We start from the raw sequence: 16687 nt of genomic DNA, 5'->3' as shown, positions 1-16687 counted from the left end.
TCAGCGGGACGGCGCGGGCTGCAGGTCGGGCGCCAGTCCTTCGCGCTCGTCGAAGACGAAACAGGCGCCGCGCCAGCGCGGGGCGTGCGTCTCCTCGAAATACTTGAGGATGCCGCCTTCGAGCTGCCACACGTGCGCCAGGCCCGCCTCCTGCATCAGCAGCGCCGCCTTCTCGCAGCGGATGCCGCCGGTGCAGTAGCTCACCACCGTCTTGTCCCGGAACTGGTCGAGGTGGGCGTGCAGCGCGGCGGGGAAGTCGCTGAATTTTTGAAGCCGCCAGTCGATGGCGTCCTCGAAGGCGCCGGCATCCACCTCGAAGCCGTTGCGCGTGTCCAGCATCACCACCGGGCGGCCGTCGTCGTCGTGGCCCTGTTCGAGCCAGCGCGCCAGGGTGGGCGGCGGCAGTGCCGGGGCGCGGCCCTGCGCGGGGCGGATGGCCGGGTGGTTCATGCGGATGATTTCCCGCTTCACCTTCACCAGCAGCCGCCGGAAGGGCACCGTGTCGCTGAAGCTTTCCTTCGGCGCGATGTCGGCAAAACGTGCATCCGATTGCAGCTGCGCGACCCAGCCGCGCACCGCCTCCGGCGCGCCGGCCAGGAACAGGTTGATGCCTTCCTCGGCCAGGAGCACGGTGCCCTTGAGGCCCCGTGTCAAGGCTTCGGCGTGAAGCTTTTCGCGCAGCGCGCCCGTGTCGGGCAGGGGGAGGAACTTGTAGGCGGAGATGTTGAGAACGGAATTCACGGGCGGGATTCTGTCAGGCCCCCCTCCGTAAAATCCCGCGATGCCTTTCGTTCACCTGCGCACTCATACCGAATATTCCGTCGTCGACGGCACCCTCCGCATCGACGACGCCGTGGCCGCCGCCCGCAATGACGGCCAAGTGGCGCTGGGTATTACCGATCTGAACAACCTCTTCGGGGCGGTCAAGTTCTACAACACGTGCCGCAAGAAGGGCCTCAAGCCCGTCATCGGCGTGGACGTGTGGATGGAGCCCGAGGAGGGCCAGACGCAGGCCAGCCGCCTGGCGCTGCTGGTGCAGAGCATCGACGGCTACAACAACCTCAGCGAGCTGCTGGCCCGCGCCTGGACGCGCAACACCCAGCGTGCCCAGGCCTGGGTGAAGTGGGAGTGGCTGCAGGAGCTTTCCGGCGGACTGATTGCGCTGTCCGGCGCCGACTGCGGCTGCGTGGGCATGGCGTTCACCGCCGGCGACACGCGCCGCGCCAAGGCCGCGGCACAGCGCCTGGCCGCGCTGTTCCCGCAGCGCTTCTACCTGGAGCTGCAGCGCGCCGGGCTGCCCGGCAACGAGGCGCACGTGCGCTCGGCGGTGCAGCTCGCGGCGCAGCTGCAGCTGCCGGTGGTGGCCACGCACCCGATCCAGTTCCTGGAGCCCGAGGACTTCGAGGCGCACGAGGCGCGCGTGTGCATCGCCGAAGGCGAGACCCTGGGCAACCCGCGCCGCATCAAGCGCTTCACGCGCGAGCAGTACTTCAAGACGCAGGCGCAGATGGAGGCGCTGTTCGCCGACATCCCCAGCGCGCTGGAGAACAGCGTCGAGATCGCCAAGCGCTGCAGCCTGAGCCTGGTGCTGGGCAAGCCGCAGCTGCCGGACTTCCCCACGCCGCTGCTGCCCGACGGCAGCCGCATGCCCATCGCCGACTACTTCCGGCAGGCCTCCTTCGAGGGCCTGGAAGGGCGGCTGAAGCTGCTGTTCCCCGACGAGGCCAAGCGCGAGGCCGAGCGGGCGCGCTACGTGGAGCGGCTGGAGTTCGAGATCGGGACCATCCTGAAGATGGGCTTCCCGGGCTACTTCCTGATCGTGTCGGACTTCATCAAGTGGGCCAAGGAGAACGGCTGCCCGGTGGGCCCGGGCCGGGGCTCCGGCGCGGGCTCGCTGGTGGCCTACGCGCTGCTGATCACGGACCTCGATCCGCTGCAATACAACCTGCTGTTCGAGCGCTTCCTCAACCCCGAGCGCGTGTCGATGCCCGACTTCGACATCGACTTCTGCCAGGGCAACCGCGACCGGGTCATCGAGTACGTCAAGGACAAGTACGGCCGCGAGGCGGTGAGCCAGATCGCCACCTTCGGCACCATGGCCGCCAAGGCCGCGCTGCGCGACGTGGGCCGCGTGCTGGGCATGGGCTACGGCCACGTGGACAGCATCGCCAAGCTGATCCCGGCGCCGCCGGGCAAGAGCGTCACGCTGGCCAAGGTGCCGGACAAGCCCGAGTCCAACGTCATCTACGCGCGCCAGGAGGCGCCGGAGCTGGAGCAGCGCGAGGCGGCCGAGGAGGAGGTGGCCGAGCTGCTGAAGCTGGCCATGAACGTCGAAGGCCTGGTGCGCAACATCGGCATGCACGCCGGCGGCGTGCTGATCGCGCCGGGCAAGATCACCGACTTCTGCCCGCTGTACCAGCAGCCCGGCAGCACCTCGGCGGTGAGCCAGTACGACAAGGACGACGTGGAGGCCATCGGCCTGGTGAAGTTCGACTTCCTGGGGCTGGCCACGCTGACCATCCTGGAGCTGGCGCGCGAGTTCATCGTCAAGCGCCACGCCGACCAGAAGGACTTCGCCTTCGAGACCCTCCCGCTGGACGACCGCCGGGTCTACGACCTGTTTTCCAAGGGCCTGACGGAGGCGGTGTTCCAGTTCGAAAGCCGCGGCATGCAGGGCATGCTGCGCGACGCCAAGCCCAGCCGGCTGGAGGACCTGATCGCGCTCAACGCGCTCTACCGTCCGGGCCCGATGGACCTGATCCCCACCTTCGTGGCGCGCAAGCACGGGCGCGAACCGGTGGAGTACCCGCATCCCTTCACCGAGCCGGTGCTGGCCGAGACCTACGGGATCATGGTCTACCAGGAGCAGGTGATGCAGGTGGCGCAGGTGCTGGGCGGCTACTCGCTCGGCGGCGCCGACATGCTGCGCCGCGCCATGGGCAAGAAGAAGCCCGAGGAGATGGCCAAGCACCGGGAGATCTTCCGCGCCGGTGCGAAAGAGAAGGGCATCGACCAGGCCAAGGCCGATGAGGTCTTCGACCTGATGGAGAAGTTCGCGGGCTACGGCTTCAACAAGTCGCACGCCGCCGCGTACTCGCTGCTGGCCTACCACACGGCCTGGCTCAAGGTGCACTACACGGCCGAGTTCTTCGCGGCCAACATGACCGTCGAGCTCGACGACACCGACAAGCTCAAGGTGCTGCTGGCCGATGCGCGCGGCAACTTCGGCATCGAGTTCGACCCGCCCGACGTGAACCACAGCGTCTACCGCTTCGAGCCGGTGGAGAACAAGCGCATCCGCTACGGGCTGGGCGCGATCAAGGGCACGGGCCAGGGCGCCATCGAGGCCATCGTCGCTGCGCGCAAGGAGGGCGGGCCCTTCAAGAGCATCTTCGACTTCTGCGCCCGCGTGGACCGCAGCCGCGTCAACAAGCGCGTGGCGGAGGCGCTGGTCAAGGCCGGTGCCTTCGACACCCTGCACCCCGACCAGCGCGCCTGCCTGCTGGCCAGCGTGGGCCTGGCCTTCGAGTGGGCCAACACGCAGGCCGCGCATGCCGACCAGGGCGGGCTGTTCGACTTCGGCGACGACAGCCACGGCTCCAGCGCCCAGGAGCCGCCGCTGGTGGTGGTGGAGCCCTGGAGCATCAAGGAGCGGCTGCTGCACGAGAAGACGGCCATCGGCTTCTTCCTCAGCGGCCACCTCTTCGACCAGTGCGAGAAGGAAGTGCGGCGCTTCGCGCGGCTGCGCGTGGCCGACCTGCAGGACAGCCGCGAGCCGCAGCTGCTGGCGGGCATCGTCACCGAGCTGCGCATCGTCAACGGCGCGCGCGGGCGCGTGGGCATCTTCAAGCTCGACGACCGCAGCGGCTTCATCGAGGCCGTGGCCGACGAGCGGCTGCTGGACGCCAACAAGGAGCTGCTGCGCGACGACGAGCTCGTCATCGTGCAGGGCAAGTGCCAGCCGGACCGCTTCAGCGGCGGCCTGCGGCTCAACGTGCAGCAGGTGTGGGACCTCGCCGCCGCGCGCTGCCGCTTCGCGCGCTACCTGCGCGTGCCGGTCAACGGCACCGCACCGCCGGTGGAAGAAGTGCTGCGCGACTTCCCCGCGCGCCGCACCGAGGACGAGGCCGGCGAGCAGGTACAGGGCCTGACGGTGCGGCTGATGCTGCAGCGCGAGGGCGCGCAGGCCGAGCTGGACCTGGGCGATGCGGCGCGCTTCTACCCGTCCGACGAGGCCCTGGCGCGCTGGGCGCGCGGCACGCACGGCCAGAGCCGCCTGGTGTACGGCGCGGACGCTACAAGCTGATGCAACTGCGGCGGCGGCGCTGTCGCCGCTGCGGGCGCGCAGCGCGTTGGACAGGTTCGACCACTTAACGATGTGAACTGAATGAAGCCCTTCCTCTGCGCTGCGCTGGCCGCCGTCTCCTTACTGTCCCTGGCGCCGGCCCAGGCCGCCGACGTGGGCGTGTCGGTCCAGATCAGCCAGCCGGGCGTGTACGGCCGCGTCGACATCGGCCGCTTCCCTCAGCCCGCGGTGGTGGTGCAGCAGCCGGTGATCATTCAGCAGCCGGCCTACGTGGTGGCGCAACCGCAGCCGGTGTACCTGTGGGTGCCGCCGGGCCACCAGAAGAAATGGAAGAGCTACTGCGGCCGCTACAACGCCTGCGGCGTGCCGGTGTACTTCGTGCAGGACCACTGGTACCGCGATCACGTGCTGCCGCACCGCGGCGAGCGCTACGACCGCGATGACCGTGGCGGGCGTTATGACCGCGATGGCCGCGACAACGACCGCCGCGGCGGGCCGGACTGGGACGACCATCCCGGCAAGGGCCACGGCCATGGCCGTGGGCACGACAAGCATTGACGAGCTTCAGCGGGGCGGCGGCTCGTAAGCCCGCTCCCCCACGCGCAGCCCCTGGACCGACAGCCGCTCGGCGCTGCGGGCGCTGACGCCGGGCACGCGCGCGATCAGGTCGGCCCAGTCGGCGAAGGGCTGCCTCGCGCGCTCGGCCAGCAGCTTCTCCGACATCGACACGCCGATGCCGCGCAGCTGCTCCAGCTGCGCCTGCGTGGCGGTGTTGACGTCTACTGCGGCTGCGTGCACGGCCGTGGCGACCGCCACCAGCAGCGCCAGCACGGCGCCTCGGCCCAGCGCGGGCCAGGGGCGAATCACGGTAGACAAGGGCATGGGGCACCTTTCACGGGTGGTTCCGAAGGCCGCCCGCCACCGGGCGGGGGCGACGAAAAACTTCGATAGCATCCCGCCCCTGATGACTACCACCCCCCCTTCGCCTGGATCCTCGCCGGAGCCCCGCACGAGCAGTACACCCACCGGCAACCGAGAGGTCGCCAGACGGCTGGGCCGCTATTTCTGGCCGCAACGCTACGGATTGCTGGTCTCGGTGGTGGCCTTCCTGCTGGGCTCGGCCACCGAGCCGCTGATTCCCAAGCTGCTGCAGATCGGCCTGGACAAGGGCTTCCTGGCCGAGCCCGCCTTCCCGCTGTGGATGGTGCCGGTGAGCCTGATCGGGCTGTTCCTGCTGCGCGGGGTGTTCAGCTTCGCCGGCACCTACATGCTGCGCCGCGGCCTCTCCCGCGTGGTGCTGGGCCTGCGCCGCGACCTCGCGGACGCGGTGCTGCGGGCCGATGCCTCGCTGTTCGCGCGGCTGTCCTCGGGCGTGGTGGTGTCCAAGACCATCAACGACCCGCAGAACATCGCCGAGTCGCTCGGCGGCGCGATGCTGACGCTGCTGCGCGACGGCACCACCGCGCTGGCGCTGCTGGTCTACCTCTGCTATCTCAACTGGCAGCTCACGGCGCTGTCGCTCATCACCGTGCCGCTGCTGGGCGTGGGCATGCGGCTGGTGCACCGGCGCGTGCAGCGGGTGGGCAGCGCGGCCTACGACGCGCAGATCGGGCTGGTGGGCGTGGTGGACGACCTGGCGCGCGCCTGGCGCGTGATCCGCACCTTCGATGCCGTCGAGTTCGAGCGCGGGCGCTTCGAGCAGCAGGCGCGCCACGTGCAGGGCATGGACGTCAAGAGCGTGGCCGCCTCGGCGCTGATGACGCCGATCTCGCAGCTCGCCGCCAGCTTCGGCGTGGCCGCCATCGTCACCATGGCGCTCTACCAGGCGCAGAACAACGGCGCCACCGTGGGTGAGTTCGCGGCCTACGTCGCGGCGCTGCTGCTGCTGGTGTCCAAGACGCGCCACCTCACCGACGTGTCGCGGCCCATCACCGCGGCGCTGATCACCGCGCGCGGCACCTTCGAGCTGCTGGACGAGCCTCACGAGCCCGACCCGGGCCGGCGCACGCTGGAGCAGGCCAACGGCGAGATCCGCTTCGAGGACGTCTCGCTGCGCTACCCGGGCGCCGAGCGTCCCGCGCTGGACCACCTGAGCCTGCAGGTGCCCGCCGGGCGCACCGTGGCGCTGGTGGGCAGTTCCGGCGCGGGCAAGAGCACCGTGGTCAACGCGCTGCTGGGCTTCGCGGCGCCGGACGTGGGCGACGTGCGGCTGGACGGCGTGTCGCTGCGGGAGCTGAGCAAGGCCTCGCTGCGCCGGCAGTTCGCGGTGGTGACGCAGGACATCGTGCTCTTCGACGCCTCCATCGCCGACAACGTCGTGTACGCCCAGCCGCACGATCCCGCGCGCGTGGAGAGCTGCCTGCGCGCGGCGGCGCTGTGGGACTTCGTCGCGTCGCAGCCCGAGGGGCTGAACGCCTCCATCGGCATCAACGGCAGCCGGCTCTCGGGCGGGCAGCGCCAGCGCCTAGCCATCGCGCGCGCGCTCTACAAGGACGCGCCGGTGTGGATCCTGGACGAGGCCACCTCGGCGCTGGACACCGAGAGCGAGCGCGCCATCCAGCAGGCGCTGGAGCAGTGGCACGGGCGCAAGACCATGATCGTCATCGCACACCGCCTGAGCACCGTGCGCAACGCGCATGCGATCTGCGTGCTCGAAGGCGGCCGCGTGGTGGAGCAGGGCACGCACGCCGAGCTCATGGCGCTGGACAGGCGTTACGCGGCCATGGTGCGGGCGCAGGCGGCGGGCTGAGGCCCGCCGCGGCCGGCTGCTTCAGGCCGGCTGCGCCCGCGGCTGCAGCTGCGCCAGGTCGGCGGTGATGCCTTCCACCAGCGTGCGGCAGAAGTGCGCGTTGCTGAAGCGCGTGCTGGCCGGGCTGAGCAGGAACTCGCGCATGGCGCGCTGGTAGCGGGCGAAGCGTGCCGCGTCGATGCCCTGCAGCGCCTGCAGCAGCTGCGCCATCGAGCCGAAGGCGTCGCCGTCGATGTAGCAATCGCGCGGGATGTGCTCCGTGGCGCGCGGGCCGCCCACGTACACCGGCACGCAGCCGGTGGTGAAGCAGTCGAAGATCTTCTCCGTCAGGTAGCCGGGTGCGCCGCGCGAGTTCTCGTAGCACAGCGCGAAGCGCGCGCGCAGCAGCACCTCGCTCTTGTGGTGCACGCCGCCGCGCCAGCTCGGGAAGGGTTTCAAGTCGGGCTGCAGCCTGGCGCGCCACTCGTGCAGGCGCTTGCGAATGCGGCCCCACGCGCCGGGCCGCACTGCCGGGATGCCCCAGCCGCGGCCGTAGAGCGAGAACAGCTCCGGTGCCTGCGCCTCGAAGAAGCGGATGGCCTCGACGCGCTTGTCGTGCAGGTTGCGCGGGTCCGGGTGCCGCAGCGCCTTGTTGGAGGCCAGCATCACGCAGAACAGGTCGCGCCCGTCCCAGCCCGGCACCTCCTTCACCGTCAGGTCGTTGGGGTACTCCAGGCGGCGGAAGTGCTGGTTGTCGATCAGCTCCTCGTTCCAGGTGAACACCAGCCGGTAGCGCGCGAGCTGCGCCAGGTTGGCGTTGAGCGGGCGCACCAGCGGGTCCTCGTACAGGAAGGTGTAGCAGGGCCGGTCCGCGGGCAGCTGGCGCTGGGCGTTGAGGTGCAGCTCGAAGGCGACCTCGCGGCCCTCGTTGCGGTCGGGCGTGTTGAGCTCGATGCCGGCATCCGCGAAGCGCGCGCGCAGCTCGCGCCAGGGCAGGAAGAAGTCGCCCCCGTTGGGGCCGGCGCCCGGCGTGAAGGGCCGGTTGTCGCGCATGCGCTGCACGACCAGGTTGGCATAGAGCATGTTCGTCACAGGTCGTTCCTGCCGCGCAGGCGGTTCCACAGGCGCCGGCGCAGCGTGCGCCAGAACTTCTTGCGCCCGGCGTGCTTGGTGCTGCGGGCGTTGATCAGCGCCGGGTTGATGAAGATGCGGTGCCCCTGCGCGCGCAGCTGCGCATGCAGCGCCACGTGCTCGCAGACCTCGCGCCCGTCCGCGTCCAGCCCCACGTAGCGCCCGGACAGCAGCGCCTCGCGCCGGTACAGGCCCAGGCCGCCGAAGGCCGACTCCACCTCGATGGGCGGTCGGTCCGGGTCGATGTGGACCATGCGCGAGAACAGCGCCACCTCGTCGGCCGCGCGCTTGCCCAGCTGCGGCAGCAGCGCGCGCTGCTGCTCCCAGGCGTCGCCGGGGCACCAGACGGGGTGGCGCAGCGCCCAGATGTCGTAGTAGTAGTCGCCCTGGTTGGCGGTGAGCGCGCCCCACTCGGGCAGCCCCGCGCGCCAGCACGAGGCCAGCGCCGCGGCGTCGAGGTCCTTGCTCACGCCGTCGAGGTCCGACACCAGCACGTGCGTCACGGCGGCGTACTGCGGGTCGTCGCGCAGCGCGTCGATGTAGGCATTGCGGCAGTGCGCGATGCGCGCGGTGCGCTGCGGGATGCGGCTGCGCAGCGCGCCCAGCGAGAGGTAGCGGAACGCCGGCATCTCGCGCGCCAGCGCCGCCAGCGCGGCCTCGCTGCCGTCGTCGGAGTCGCTCTCGACGATCAGGAAATGCACCCGGGCCGCGCCGCAGCCGGCGGTGGCGGCGCGCAGCCGGGCGATGTCGCGCCGCAGCGAGCGGCTGCAGTTGCGCGCCACGCCGACGACGGCCAGCTCGATGGGGGAGGGGCTCATGGCGTCCATGGTGTTCAGTCGGGCTGGGAAGCGCCCGGGCGCAGCCGGCGCAGCGAGCGCTTGAGGCAGCGCCAGTGGGTGAGCCCGGTCACGTGGCGGCGGATGAGCAGGTCGGCCTGCGCGTCGCGCTCCACCCGCGCCGGATGCCGCAGCGGCAGCCCGATGTCGCGGGCCGGGTTGCGCGTGATGAAGCCGGCCGGCGGCTTGGTGGTGTTGGTGGCCGCCGCGCCGAAGCCCAGGTTGGTCACCAGGTTGTGCGCGGGCAGGATCGTGTGCGCGTCGTGCTCCCAGGCGCTGAGCATCCACTGGTAGTCCCAGGCCGAGGGCTCGTGGCCGCGGTAGATGCGGCGGAATTTCTCGCGCCAGTAGTCGGCCGCGCAGCGGTCGCCGCCCAGGTGGCGCAGCAGCGCGCCGCTGCGCGCCCATTGCGGCCATTGCCGCATCTCCAGGTCGTAGCGCTGCCAGGAGCGGCGCCAGCTCGCCCAGCCCCACACGTGGTTGTGGTGCGAGAAGAAATAGCTCGCGTCCGCGCGGTAGCGGTCGGCCACGAAGTTGCAGCCGCTGATGGCCCAGACCCGGTCGTCGTCGCGGTAGCGCGCCAGCAGCGCCTCGCAGAAGGCGAAGAAGCCCGGCACGGGGAGGATGTCGTCCTCCAGCACGATGCCCTCGGCCTCCTGGGCGAAGAACCAGTCGATCGCCCCGGTGACGGCGCGCCTGCAGCCCAGGTTCTGCGTGTGCAGCTGCGTGTGCAGCTCGCAGGGCCAGTCCACGGCCGTGGCGATGCGCCGGGCCTGCTCGCAGCGCTGCGCCTCGCCGTCGCGGTCCGCGCGCGCGCCGTCGGCCGACACGTACAGGCGCGGCGGGCGTGCCTGGCGGATGGCCTCGAAGACGCGCTCGGTCGTCTCCGGGCGGTTGAAGATCAGGAACAGGACGGCGGTATCGATGGGTTGCTCCATGGGCGCGGGAGCCCGGTTCGGCAGGCGCGCGGGCCCGGGCGCTGGCGTTTTCGCAGACGGTGCGTTTCCCCCCGGACACGGGGGCGGCATTCTAGACAGCTCCGGCGGCCGGCCCTCAGCCCGGCACCAGCGCGGCCAGCCAGCGCCGCGCCTGCTTGGCCAGGCGCGGCGGGCCGCGGTCGAGCAGGCGCAGCAGCGCCAGCAGCCCGTCGTCGGACCAGCCCGAGGTCAGCAGCGCCTTCATCGCCGGCAGGTGCACGAAGCTCAGGTGGCGCGACTGCGCTCCCAGCCGCGCCGCGTCGTGGTCCGTGGCGATGCCCCAGTGGCGGCGCACCACGTCCAGCGGCGCGACGTCGCAGCAGAAGTCCGGCCCGTGCCGGCGGCGCAGCAGGTTGAGCGCAGCGCTGACGATCACCTCGTCGCCCTGGTGGTTCAGCGCCGCGTACGCCTGCGTGTAGCGCTGCAGCAGCGGCTGCAGCGCCTCGAACAGCTGAGCGAAGAAGGCCGGCGGCCCGCCGATGAACTCGCCGCCGTACCAGCGGAACTCCAGCGCCTGCCCCGACAGGCGCGCCTGGTCGCCGGCCATGGCTGCGTAGCGGTGGCCGGCGTACACCTGCTCGGAGATGTCGTAGACCAGCGGCACGCCGGCCTCGATGCGCCGCAGCAGGTCGGCGTCGAAGCCGCGCTGGCACACCACGTCCAGGTCCAGCAGGAAGCCGTAGTCCGCCTGCCGCGCCAGGTGGTCGAAGACGTAGATCTTGTGCGTGGCGGCGTGGAACTGCGCCGAGGCGGGCAGCGCGTCGCCGAAAGGGATGGCCAGCACCTGCACGGCGGCGCAGAAGCCGGCGCGGCGCTGCGCGCGGGCCTGGATCAGTGCCTGCAGCCGTTCGGGCGCGTTGGTCAGCAACTGCAGCGGGACGCCGAAATGGCGCTGGAGCCCCGCGCCCAGGCGCGAGGCCATGGCCAGGTAGCTCAGCAGCCGCTGCTCCGCGCTGAGCCGGCTGCGCATGTTGGGCGCGTCCTGCGCCGTGGAGGTGGTAGCCGAGACGTAAAGCAGCGCGCAGAAGCGCAGGCGGCGTTGGGAGTCGTTGCTCATGCAAAACGGCCGGCGCCGGCATGCGGCCCCGGCCGGGCGCGGCGTGGCTGCAGCCGCCGGCCCCTTGGCGGGACGCGATTCGTGAAGGCGGAAAAGCCGTCGATTGTAGGCAAGGGGGCGTCCCGCACCCTCTTGCGGCAGCCTCAGGCTGCCAGCGTGGCGCGGAAGTAGGCGATGGTTTCCTGGAGCCCGTCCTCCAGGCTCACGCGGGGCTGCCACTGCAGCATGTCCTGCGCCACCGAGATGTCCGGCCGGCGCTGGCGCGGATCGTCCTGGGGCAGCGGCGCGAAGGCCAGCTTGGACTTGCCGCCCACGAGCTTGAGAACCAGCTCGGCCAGCTGCAGCATCGTGAACTCGCAGGGGTTGCCGATGTTCACCGGCCCGGCAAAGTCCGCCGGCGTGTCCATGAGCTTGAGCAGCCCGCCGATGAGGTCGTCCACGTAGCAGAAGCTGCGCGTCTGCTGGCCGTCGCCGTAGATGGTGAGGTCCTGGCCCCGCAGCGCCTGGACGATGAAGTTGCTCACCACGCGGCCGTCGTTGGGGTGCATGCGCGGGCCGTAGGTGTTGAAGATGCGCGCCACCTTCACCTCCAGCCGGTGCTGGCGGTGGTAGTCGAAGAACAGCGTCTCCGCGCAGCGCTTGCCCTCGTCGTAGCAGGAGCGCGGGCCGATCGGGTTGACGCGGCCCCAGTAGTCCTCGGTCTGCGGGTGCATCTCGGGGTCGCCGTAGACCTCGCTGGTGGAGGCCTGCAGGATGCGCGCCTTCACGCGCTTGGCCAGGCCCAGCATGTTGATCGCGCCGTGCACGCTGGTCTTGGTGGTCTGTACCGGGTCGTGCTGGTAGTGGATCGGGCTCGCCGGGCAGGCCAGGTTGTAGATGCGGGCCACCTCGACGTAGAGCGGGAAGGTCACGTCGTGGCGCATCAGCTCGAAGTGCGGGTTCGACAGCAGGTGGCGGATGTTCTGCTTGCTGCCGGTGAAGAAGTTGTCCACGCACAGCACGTCGTGGCCGGCTTCGAGCAGCCGGTCGCACAGGTGGGAACCCAGGAAGCCGGCACCGCCGGTGACGAGGATGCTTTGCATGCGAAGAAATCCTTGAGGGGGCTGATGCACCAGCAGGCGCAGTGCCGGGTTCCCCCGGGATTTCTTCTCAGTCAGGCTCGCCAGTGGTCGGCGATCCAGGGCGCCGGCCTGGCGTGGCGCCAGTTGCCGTTGCTGCGCCCGGCCAGGGCATCGGGCGGGTTCATCACGCCGTGGAAGATCAGGATGCGCGCGCCTTCGGGCTTGGCCGGCGCGCGGAAGTAGTTCAGCGGGAAGCGCGGGATGCAGTGGTACTTCCAGCTCGCGCACCAGGCGGCGGGCCAGTAGTCGAGCTTGCCCTGCTTGTGCAGCACGTCGGAGAGGTAGGCCTGCTCGTTGCGGAAGTTGGCGCGCGCCTCCTCGGGCCGGGCCCGGAACTGCGCCAGCACGTCCGCGTGCGCGCCCAGCTCGAAGCGGTAGACCGAGGAGTTGCCGGTAACGCGCCAGGGCCGCTTCCAGTCGTGAATGATCAGGAACTCCCCCGGCTGCTCGAAGAAGGGCGTGATGTCGTCCACGATCACCACGTCCAGGTCCAGGAACAGCGCCGTGCCGCGCAGGCCGTACAGGTCGGCCTCGAAGGTGGTGAGCTTCTTCCAGCCGCGCTCGGGAATGCCCGCGGGCAGCGCCAGGTCGGGAATCGGCAGGCAGCGCACGTCCGGGTGCACGCCGGCGCCGTCGTCGGTCAGGCACACGAAGGTGAAGTCGCCGCGCAGGTGGCGGCGCACCATGGCGTGGAGCCGGTTGACGTACTCGGGGCCGTACTTGGTGCCCCACTTCATGCAGAGGATGACGCGCTGCGGGCTGCTGCTGCTCATGGCGGTTCGGTTCAGGTGGTCGGGCAGGGCGCCGGCTCGGGTCAGAGGTCTTCGATGCGCCGCGGCGGGTAGGTGTCCCAGCTCTGGCAGCCCGGGCATTGCCAGAAGTAGTTGCGCGCCTCGAAGCCGCAGGCCGCGCAGCGGTAGCGCTGCAGGGGCTGCGCCGCGCGCGCCACGCTGGCCTGGACGCGGGTGCGGATGTCCTCGGCCCACTCCGCGGGCGGCAGCTCCAGCACCTGCGCCGCCACCGACAGCGCGGGCTGCTGGCGCAGGTGCGCCTGCAGGCGCTGCGCCGCCGTGGCGGGGTCGTCGAGCCGGCGCAGCGCGCCCAGCAGGTCGGTGTCGGGCTGCTGGTCGTAGAGCGCCTGGATCTGCTCGCGCGCCGGCGCGGCCTGGCCCAGGGACGATGCCGCCTGGGCGTAGGCCGGCGCCACCAGCGAGAACACGGCCGGGTGGCGCACGCGCAGGGCGTCCCAGCTCTGCAGCGCCTGCGCCGTGCGGCCGGCGCGCAGCTGGCGCTCGCCCTCCTGCAGCCAGGGACGCGGCGCGTTGGGCGCAGCCTCGCGCGCGCGCTGCAGCGCGGCCTCGGCGGCGTCGGCGTCGCCGCGCGCGTCCGCCTCCTGCGCCAGCTCGCACCAGTAGTGCGAGATGCGCGTGGCGAAGGAGCCGATGCCGCTCTTCTCCAGCCGCGCGGCCACCTCGGCGGCCGCGCGCCAGTCGCGCGAGCGCTCGTGCAGCGTCAGCAGCGCCAGCCGCGCCTCGGTGTCGAAGGGCGTGCCCTCCAGCGCGCGGAAGGCCTCCTCGGCGCGGTCGAACAGCCCCGCCTTCATGAAGTCCTGCGCCAGCGCGTGCTGCGCGCGCTCGCGCTCGGCGCCGGGCAGGTCGCCGCGCTGCAGCAGGTGCTGGTGCACGCGCACCGCGCGCTCGAACTCGCCGCGGCGGCGGAACAGGTTGCCCAGCGCGAAGTGCAGGTCGGCGCTGTGCGGGTCGTCCTGCACGGCCTCGATGAAGGCGTCGATGGCCTTGTCCTGCTGCTCGTTGAGCAGCAGGTTCAGTCCCTTGAAGTAGGCCTTGGGCGCGTCGCGCTGCTCGCGCACCCATTCCCGCATTTCCAGTCGCGAGCCCAGCCAGCCCAGCGCGAAGGCCACCGGCAGCGCCAGCAGCAGCCATAGCGGATCGAGCACCATGGCTTACAGCCCCTCGCGCGGCGGATGCTCGGGCAGCGGCTCGGCGCCCTCGGCCGCCGCCGGCGCAGCGGCCGTGGCGCCGGGCGCCGGGCGCGCGGCCTGGCGGCGGTGGTGCCACCATGCCGGCACCATCGCCAGCACGCCCACGGCGCAGCCCCCGGCAAAGGCGGCCAGCACCACGATCACCAATGGCGCGTTCCATGACTGGCCGAAGAACCAGTGCACGGTGGCGGTGTGGCGGTTGTTGAGCGCGAACGCGAACAGCGCGAAGAAGAGGAAGGCCCGCAGGAGCCAGACGAGGAAGCGCATGGGCGGGCGATTCTAGCGAGGGCACACCCCGGTCCCGGGGGCGCGCGGCCGGCGCGGCGCGGCTTTCACGCCCGCGCGGCGCCCAAAAGGAAGCGGCGCCACGAGGGCGCCGCTGCGGAGATCTCCACGGACCAGGACCGGGAGCTTCAGGAGGTGCCGAGCTCGGCGGGCTCCGGCGCGACGGGGACGTTGGCGTCCACCGCCTCGCGCAGCGCCTTGCCGGGCTTGAAGTGCGGCACCAGCTTCTCCGGGATCAGCACCGGCTCGCCGCTGCGGGGATTGCGCCCCATGCGCGGCGGACGGCGGTTGATGGAGAAGCTGCCGAAGCCCCGGATCTCGATGCGGTGCCCGCGCGCCAGGGCGTCGGACATCGCGTCGAGGATGGTCTTGACCGCGAACTCGGTGTCGCGGTGCGTGAGCTGGCCGAAACGCTCGGCCAGCTCGGCCACGAGGTCGGAACGGGTCATGACCGCCGGGCCCCTTCAGTCTCAGCCGTTGTCGCGGTTGTCCAGCTTGGCGCGCAGCAGGGCGCCCAGGCTGGTGGTACCGGCGGTCTCGCGCTCGTTGCTCTGCGACAGGCGCTGCATGGCTTCCTGCTGCTCGACGTTGTCCTTGGCCTTGATCGACAGCTGGATCGAACGCGTCTTGCGGTCGATGTTGATGATCATGGCGTTGACGTCGTCGCCTTCCTTGAGCACGTTGCGCGCGTCTTCGACGCGGTCGCGGCTGATCTCGGAAGCGCGCAGGTAGCCCGTCACGTCCTCGGTCAGCTGGATCTCGGCGCCGCGCGGGTCGACGGTCTTCACCTTGCCGCTGACCAGCGAGCCGCGGTCATTGAGCGTGGTGAAGGTGGCGAACGGGTCGCCGTCGAGCTGCTTGATGCCCAGGCTGATGCGCTCGCGCTCCACGTCCACGGCCAGCACGACCGCTTCGACTTCCTGGCCCTTCTTGAAGTTGCGCACGGCGGCTTCGCCGGGCTCGTTCCAGGACAGGTCGGACAGGTGCACCAGGCCGTCGATGCCCTGGGCCAGGCCCACGAACACGCCGAAGTCGGTGATCGACTTGACCGGGCCCTTGACCTTGTCGCCGCGCTTGACGGTCTCGGCGAACTCTTCCCAGGGGTTCGGCTTGCACTGCTTCATGCCCAGGGAGATGCGGCGCTTGTCCTCGTCGATCTCCAGGACCATGACTTCGACTTCCTCGCCCAGGGACACGACCTTGGCGGGAGCGACGTTCTTGTTGGTCCAGTCCATCTCGGAGACGTGCACCAGACCTTCGATGCCCGGCTCGATCTCGACGAACGCGCCGTAGTCGGCGATGTTCGTGACCTTGCCGAACAGGCGGGTGCCGGCCGGGTAGCGGCGGGCCACGCCGTGCCAGGGGTCATCGCCCAGCTGCTTCAGGCCCAGCGAGACGCGGTTCTTCTCGGCGTCGAACTTCAGGACCTTGGCGTCGAGCTCCTGGCCCACCTGGACCACTTCGCTCGGGTGACGCACACGGCGCCAGGCCATGTCGGTGATGTGCAGCAGGCCGTCGATGCCGCCCAGGTCCACGAAGGCGCCGTACTCGGTGATGTTCTTCACCACGCCGTGGACGATGGCGCCCTCGGTCAGCGTCTCCAGCAGCTTGGCGCGCTCTTCGCCCATCGAGGCTTCGACCACCGCGCGGCGGCTCAGCACCACGTTGTTGCGCTTGCGGTCCAGCTTGATGACCTTGAACTCCATCGTCTTGCCTTCGTAAGGAGTCAGGTCCTTGACGGGGCGAGTGTCGATGAGCGAGCCGGGCAGGAAGGCGCGGATGCCGTTGACCAGGACGGTCAGGCCGCCCTTGACCTTGCCGGAGACGGTGCCGGTGACGAAGTCGCCGGACTCCAGCGCGTTCTCCAGCGCCAGCCACGAGGCCAGGCGCTTGGCCTTGTCGCGCGACAGGATCGTGTCGCCGTAGCCGTTTTCCAGGGCGTCGATGGCCACCGACACGAAGTCGCCGACCTGCACTTCGACCTCGCCCTGGTCATTCTTGAATTCTTCGATGGGAACGTAGGCCTCGGACTTGAGGCCGGCATTGACCACCACGAAGCTGTGCTCGATGCGCACCACCTCGGCAGAGATCACCTCGCCGGCGCGCATGTCGCGCTGCTGCAGGCTTTCTTCGAACAGGGCGGCAAAAGACTCGCCGCCCTGGGTGGCGGTTTGGGTATCCATCATGTGGGTGTTTCCTGGCCGGCGGGCCGCAAGGAAGGCGGGGCCGGCGTTTCGTGCAACT

The 16687-nt window shown here is 70.7% G+C and carries 15 protein-coding genes; 3 read left to right on the top strand and 12 right to left on the bottom strand.

Annotation, left to right across the window (positions count from 1 at the left end):
* Entirely contained in the window at positions 1-741 is a 741-nt protein-coding gene (locus tag H537_RS0120315) for a sulfurtransferase (RefSeq protein ID WP_028999300.1), read from the bottom strand.
* Positions 742-781: 40 nt separating this feature from the next.
* On the opposite strand from H537_RS0120315, the gene dnaE reads away from it, so the two are divergent.
* Both dnaE and H537_RS0120305 read left to right on the top strand, forming a co-directional pair.
* Complete coding sequence (dnaE, locus tag H537_RS0120310; protein WP_028999299.1) at positions 782-4306, top strand: DNA polymerase III subunit alpha; 3525 nt, start codon at positions 782-784, stop codon at positions 4304-4306.
* An 81-nt stretch (positions 4307-4387) separates the two neighbouring features.
* Positions 4388-4864: a hypothetical protein gene (locus H537_RS0120305; protein WP_028999298.1), complete on the top strand. Its 477-nt coding sequence runs from the start codon at positions 4388-4390 to the stop codon at positions 4862-4864.
* Between the two features lie 6 nt (positions 4865-4870).
* On the opposite strand, the gene H537_RS0120300 is transcribed toward H537_RS0120305, so the two are convergent.
* Positions 4871-5188: a ComEA family DNA-binding protein gene (locus H537_RS0120300; RefSeq protein ID WP_064736008.1), complete on the bottom strand. Its 318-nt coding sequence runs from the start codon at positions 5186-5188 to the stop codon at positions 4871-4873.
* 82 nt (positions 5189-5270) lie between these two features.
* On the opposite strand from H537_RS0120300, the gene H537_RS0120295 reads away from it, so the two are divergent.
* Positions 5271-7055 (top strand): ABC transporter ATP-binding protein, encoded by a 1785-nt coding sequence (locus H537_RS0120295; RefSeq protein ID WP_084150837.1) that lies wholly within the window; start codon positions 5271-5273, stop codon positions 7053-7055.
* A gap of 21 nt (positions 7056-7076) precedes the next feature.
* Here H537_RS0120295 and H537_RS53265 read toward each other — a convergent pair whose 3' ends face one another.
* The 10 genes from H537_RS53265 to rpsA all read right to left on the bottom strand — a co-directional run bounded on the left by H537_RS53265 (position 7077) and on the right by rpsA (position 16629).
* On the bottom strand, positions 7077-8117 hold the full coding sequence (locus tag H537_RS53265) for a glycosyltransferase family 10 domain-containing protein (RefSeq protein WP_238446759.1): 1041 nt from the start codon (positions 8115-8117) through the stop codon (positions 7077-7079).
* A 5-nt stretch (positions 8118-8122) separates the two neighbouring features.
* Positions 8123-8983 carry a hypothetical protein gene (locus tag H537_RS0120285; RefSeq protein ID WP_156901862.1) on the bottom strand — a complete coding sequence of 287 codons (861 nt, stop codon included), beginning with the start codon at positions 8981-8983 and terminating at the stop codon, positions 8123-8125.
* 14 nt (positions 8984-8997) lie between these two features.
* On the bottom strand, positions 8998-9939 hold the full coding sequence (locus tag H537_RS44395; protein ID WP_043459345.1) for a glycosyltransferase family protein: 942 nt from the start codon (positions 9937-9939) through the stop codon (positions 8998-9000).
* A 115-nt stretch (positions 9940-10054) separates the two neighbouring features.
* A complete protein-coding gene (locus tag H537_RS0120275) occupies positions 10055-11035 on the bottom strand; it encodes a hypothetical protein (protein WP_028999293.1) in 981 nt (326 codons plus the stop codon).
* A 143-nt stretch (positions 11036-11178) separates the two neighbouring features.
* Entirely contained in the window at positions 11179-12117 is a 939-nt protein-coding gene (locus H537_RS0120270; protein ID WP_028999292.1) for a UDP-glucuronic acid decarboxylase family protein, read from the bottom strand.
* A gap of 71 nt (positions 12118-12188) precedes the next feature.
* Positions 12189-12929, bottom strand: coding sequence for a hypothetical protein (locus tag H537_RS0120265; RefSeq protein ID WP_043459344.1), 741 nt, complete (start codon positions 12927-12929; stop codon positions 12189-12191).
* A 41-nt stretch (positions 12930-12970) separates the two neighbouring features.
* Positions 12971-14116, bottom strand: coding sequence for a lipopolysaccharide assembly protein LapB (gene lapB / locus H537_RS0120260; RefSeq protein WP_028999290.1), 1146 nt, complete (start codon positions 14114-14116; stop codon positions 12971-12973).
* A 3-nt stretch (positions 14117-14119) separates the two neighbouring features.
* Positions 14120-14425: a LapA family protein gene (locus H537_RS0120255; RefSeq protein WP_028999289.1), complete on the bottom strand. Its 306-nt coding sequence runs from the start codon at positions 14423-14425 to the stop codon at positions 14120-14122.
* Between the two features lie 146 nt (positions 14426-14571).
* Positions 14572-14892, bottom strand: a complete 321-nt coding sequence (locus tag H537_RS0120250) for an integration host factor subunit beta (protein WP_028999288.1) — start codon at positions 14890-14892, stop codon at positions 14572-14574.
* Positions 14893-14913: 21 nt separating this feature from the next.
* Positions 14914-16629: a 30S ribosomal protein S1 gene (gene rpsA, locus H537_RS0120245; protein ID WP_028999287.1), complete on the bottom strand. Its 1716-nt coding sequence runs from the start codon at positions 16627-16629 to the stop codon at positions 14914-14916.
* Positions 16630-16687 lie beyond the last annotated feature (58 nt).

Origin of the sequence: Azohydromonas australica DSM 1124 (assembly GCF_000430725.1) — a bacterium.
In the GTDB taxonomy this organism is placed as follows: domain Bacteria; phylum Pseudomonadota; class Gammaproteobacteria; order Burkholderiales; family Burkholderiaceae_C; genus Azohydromonas; species Azohydromonas australica.
This window is presented reverse-complemented; position numbering and strand designations above follow the sequence as displayed.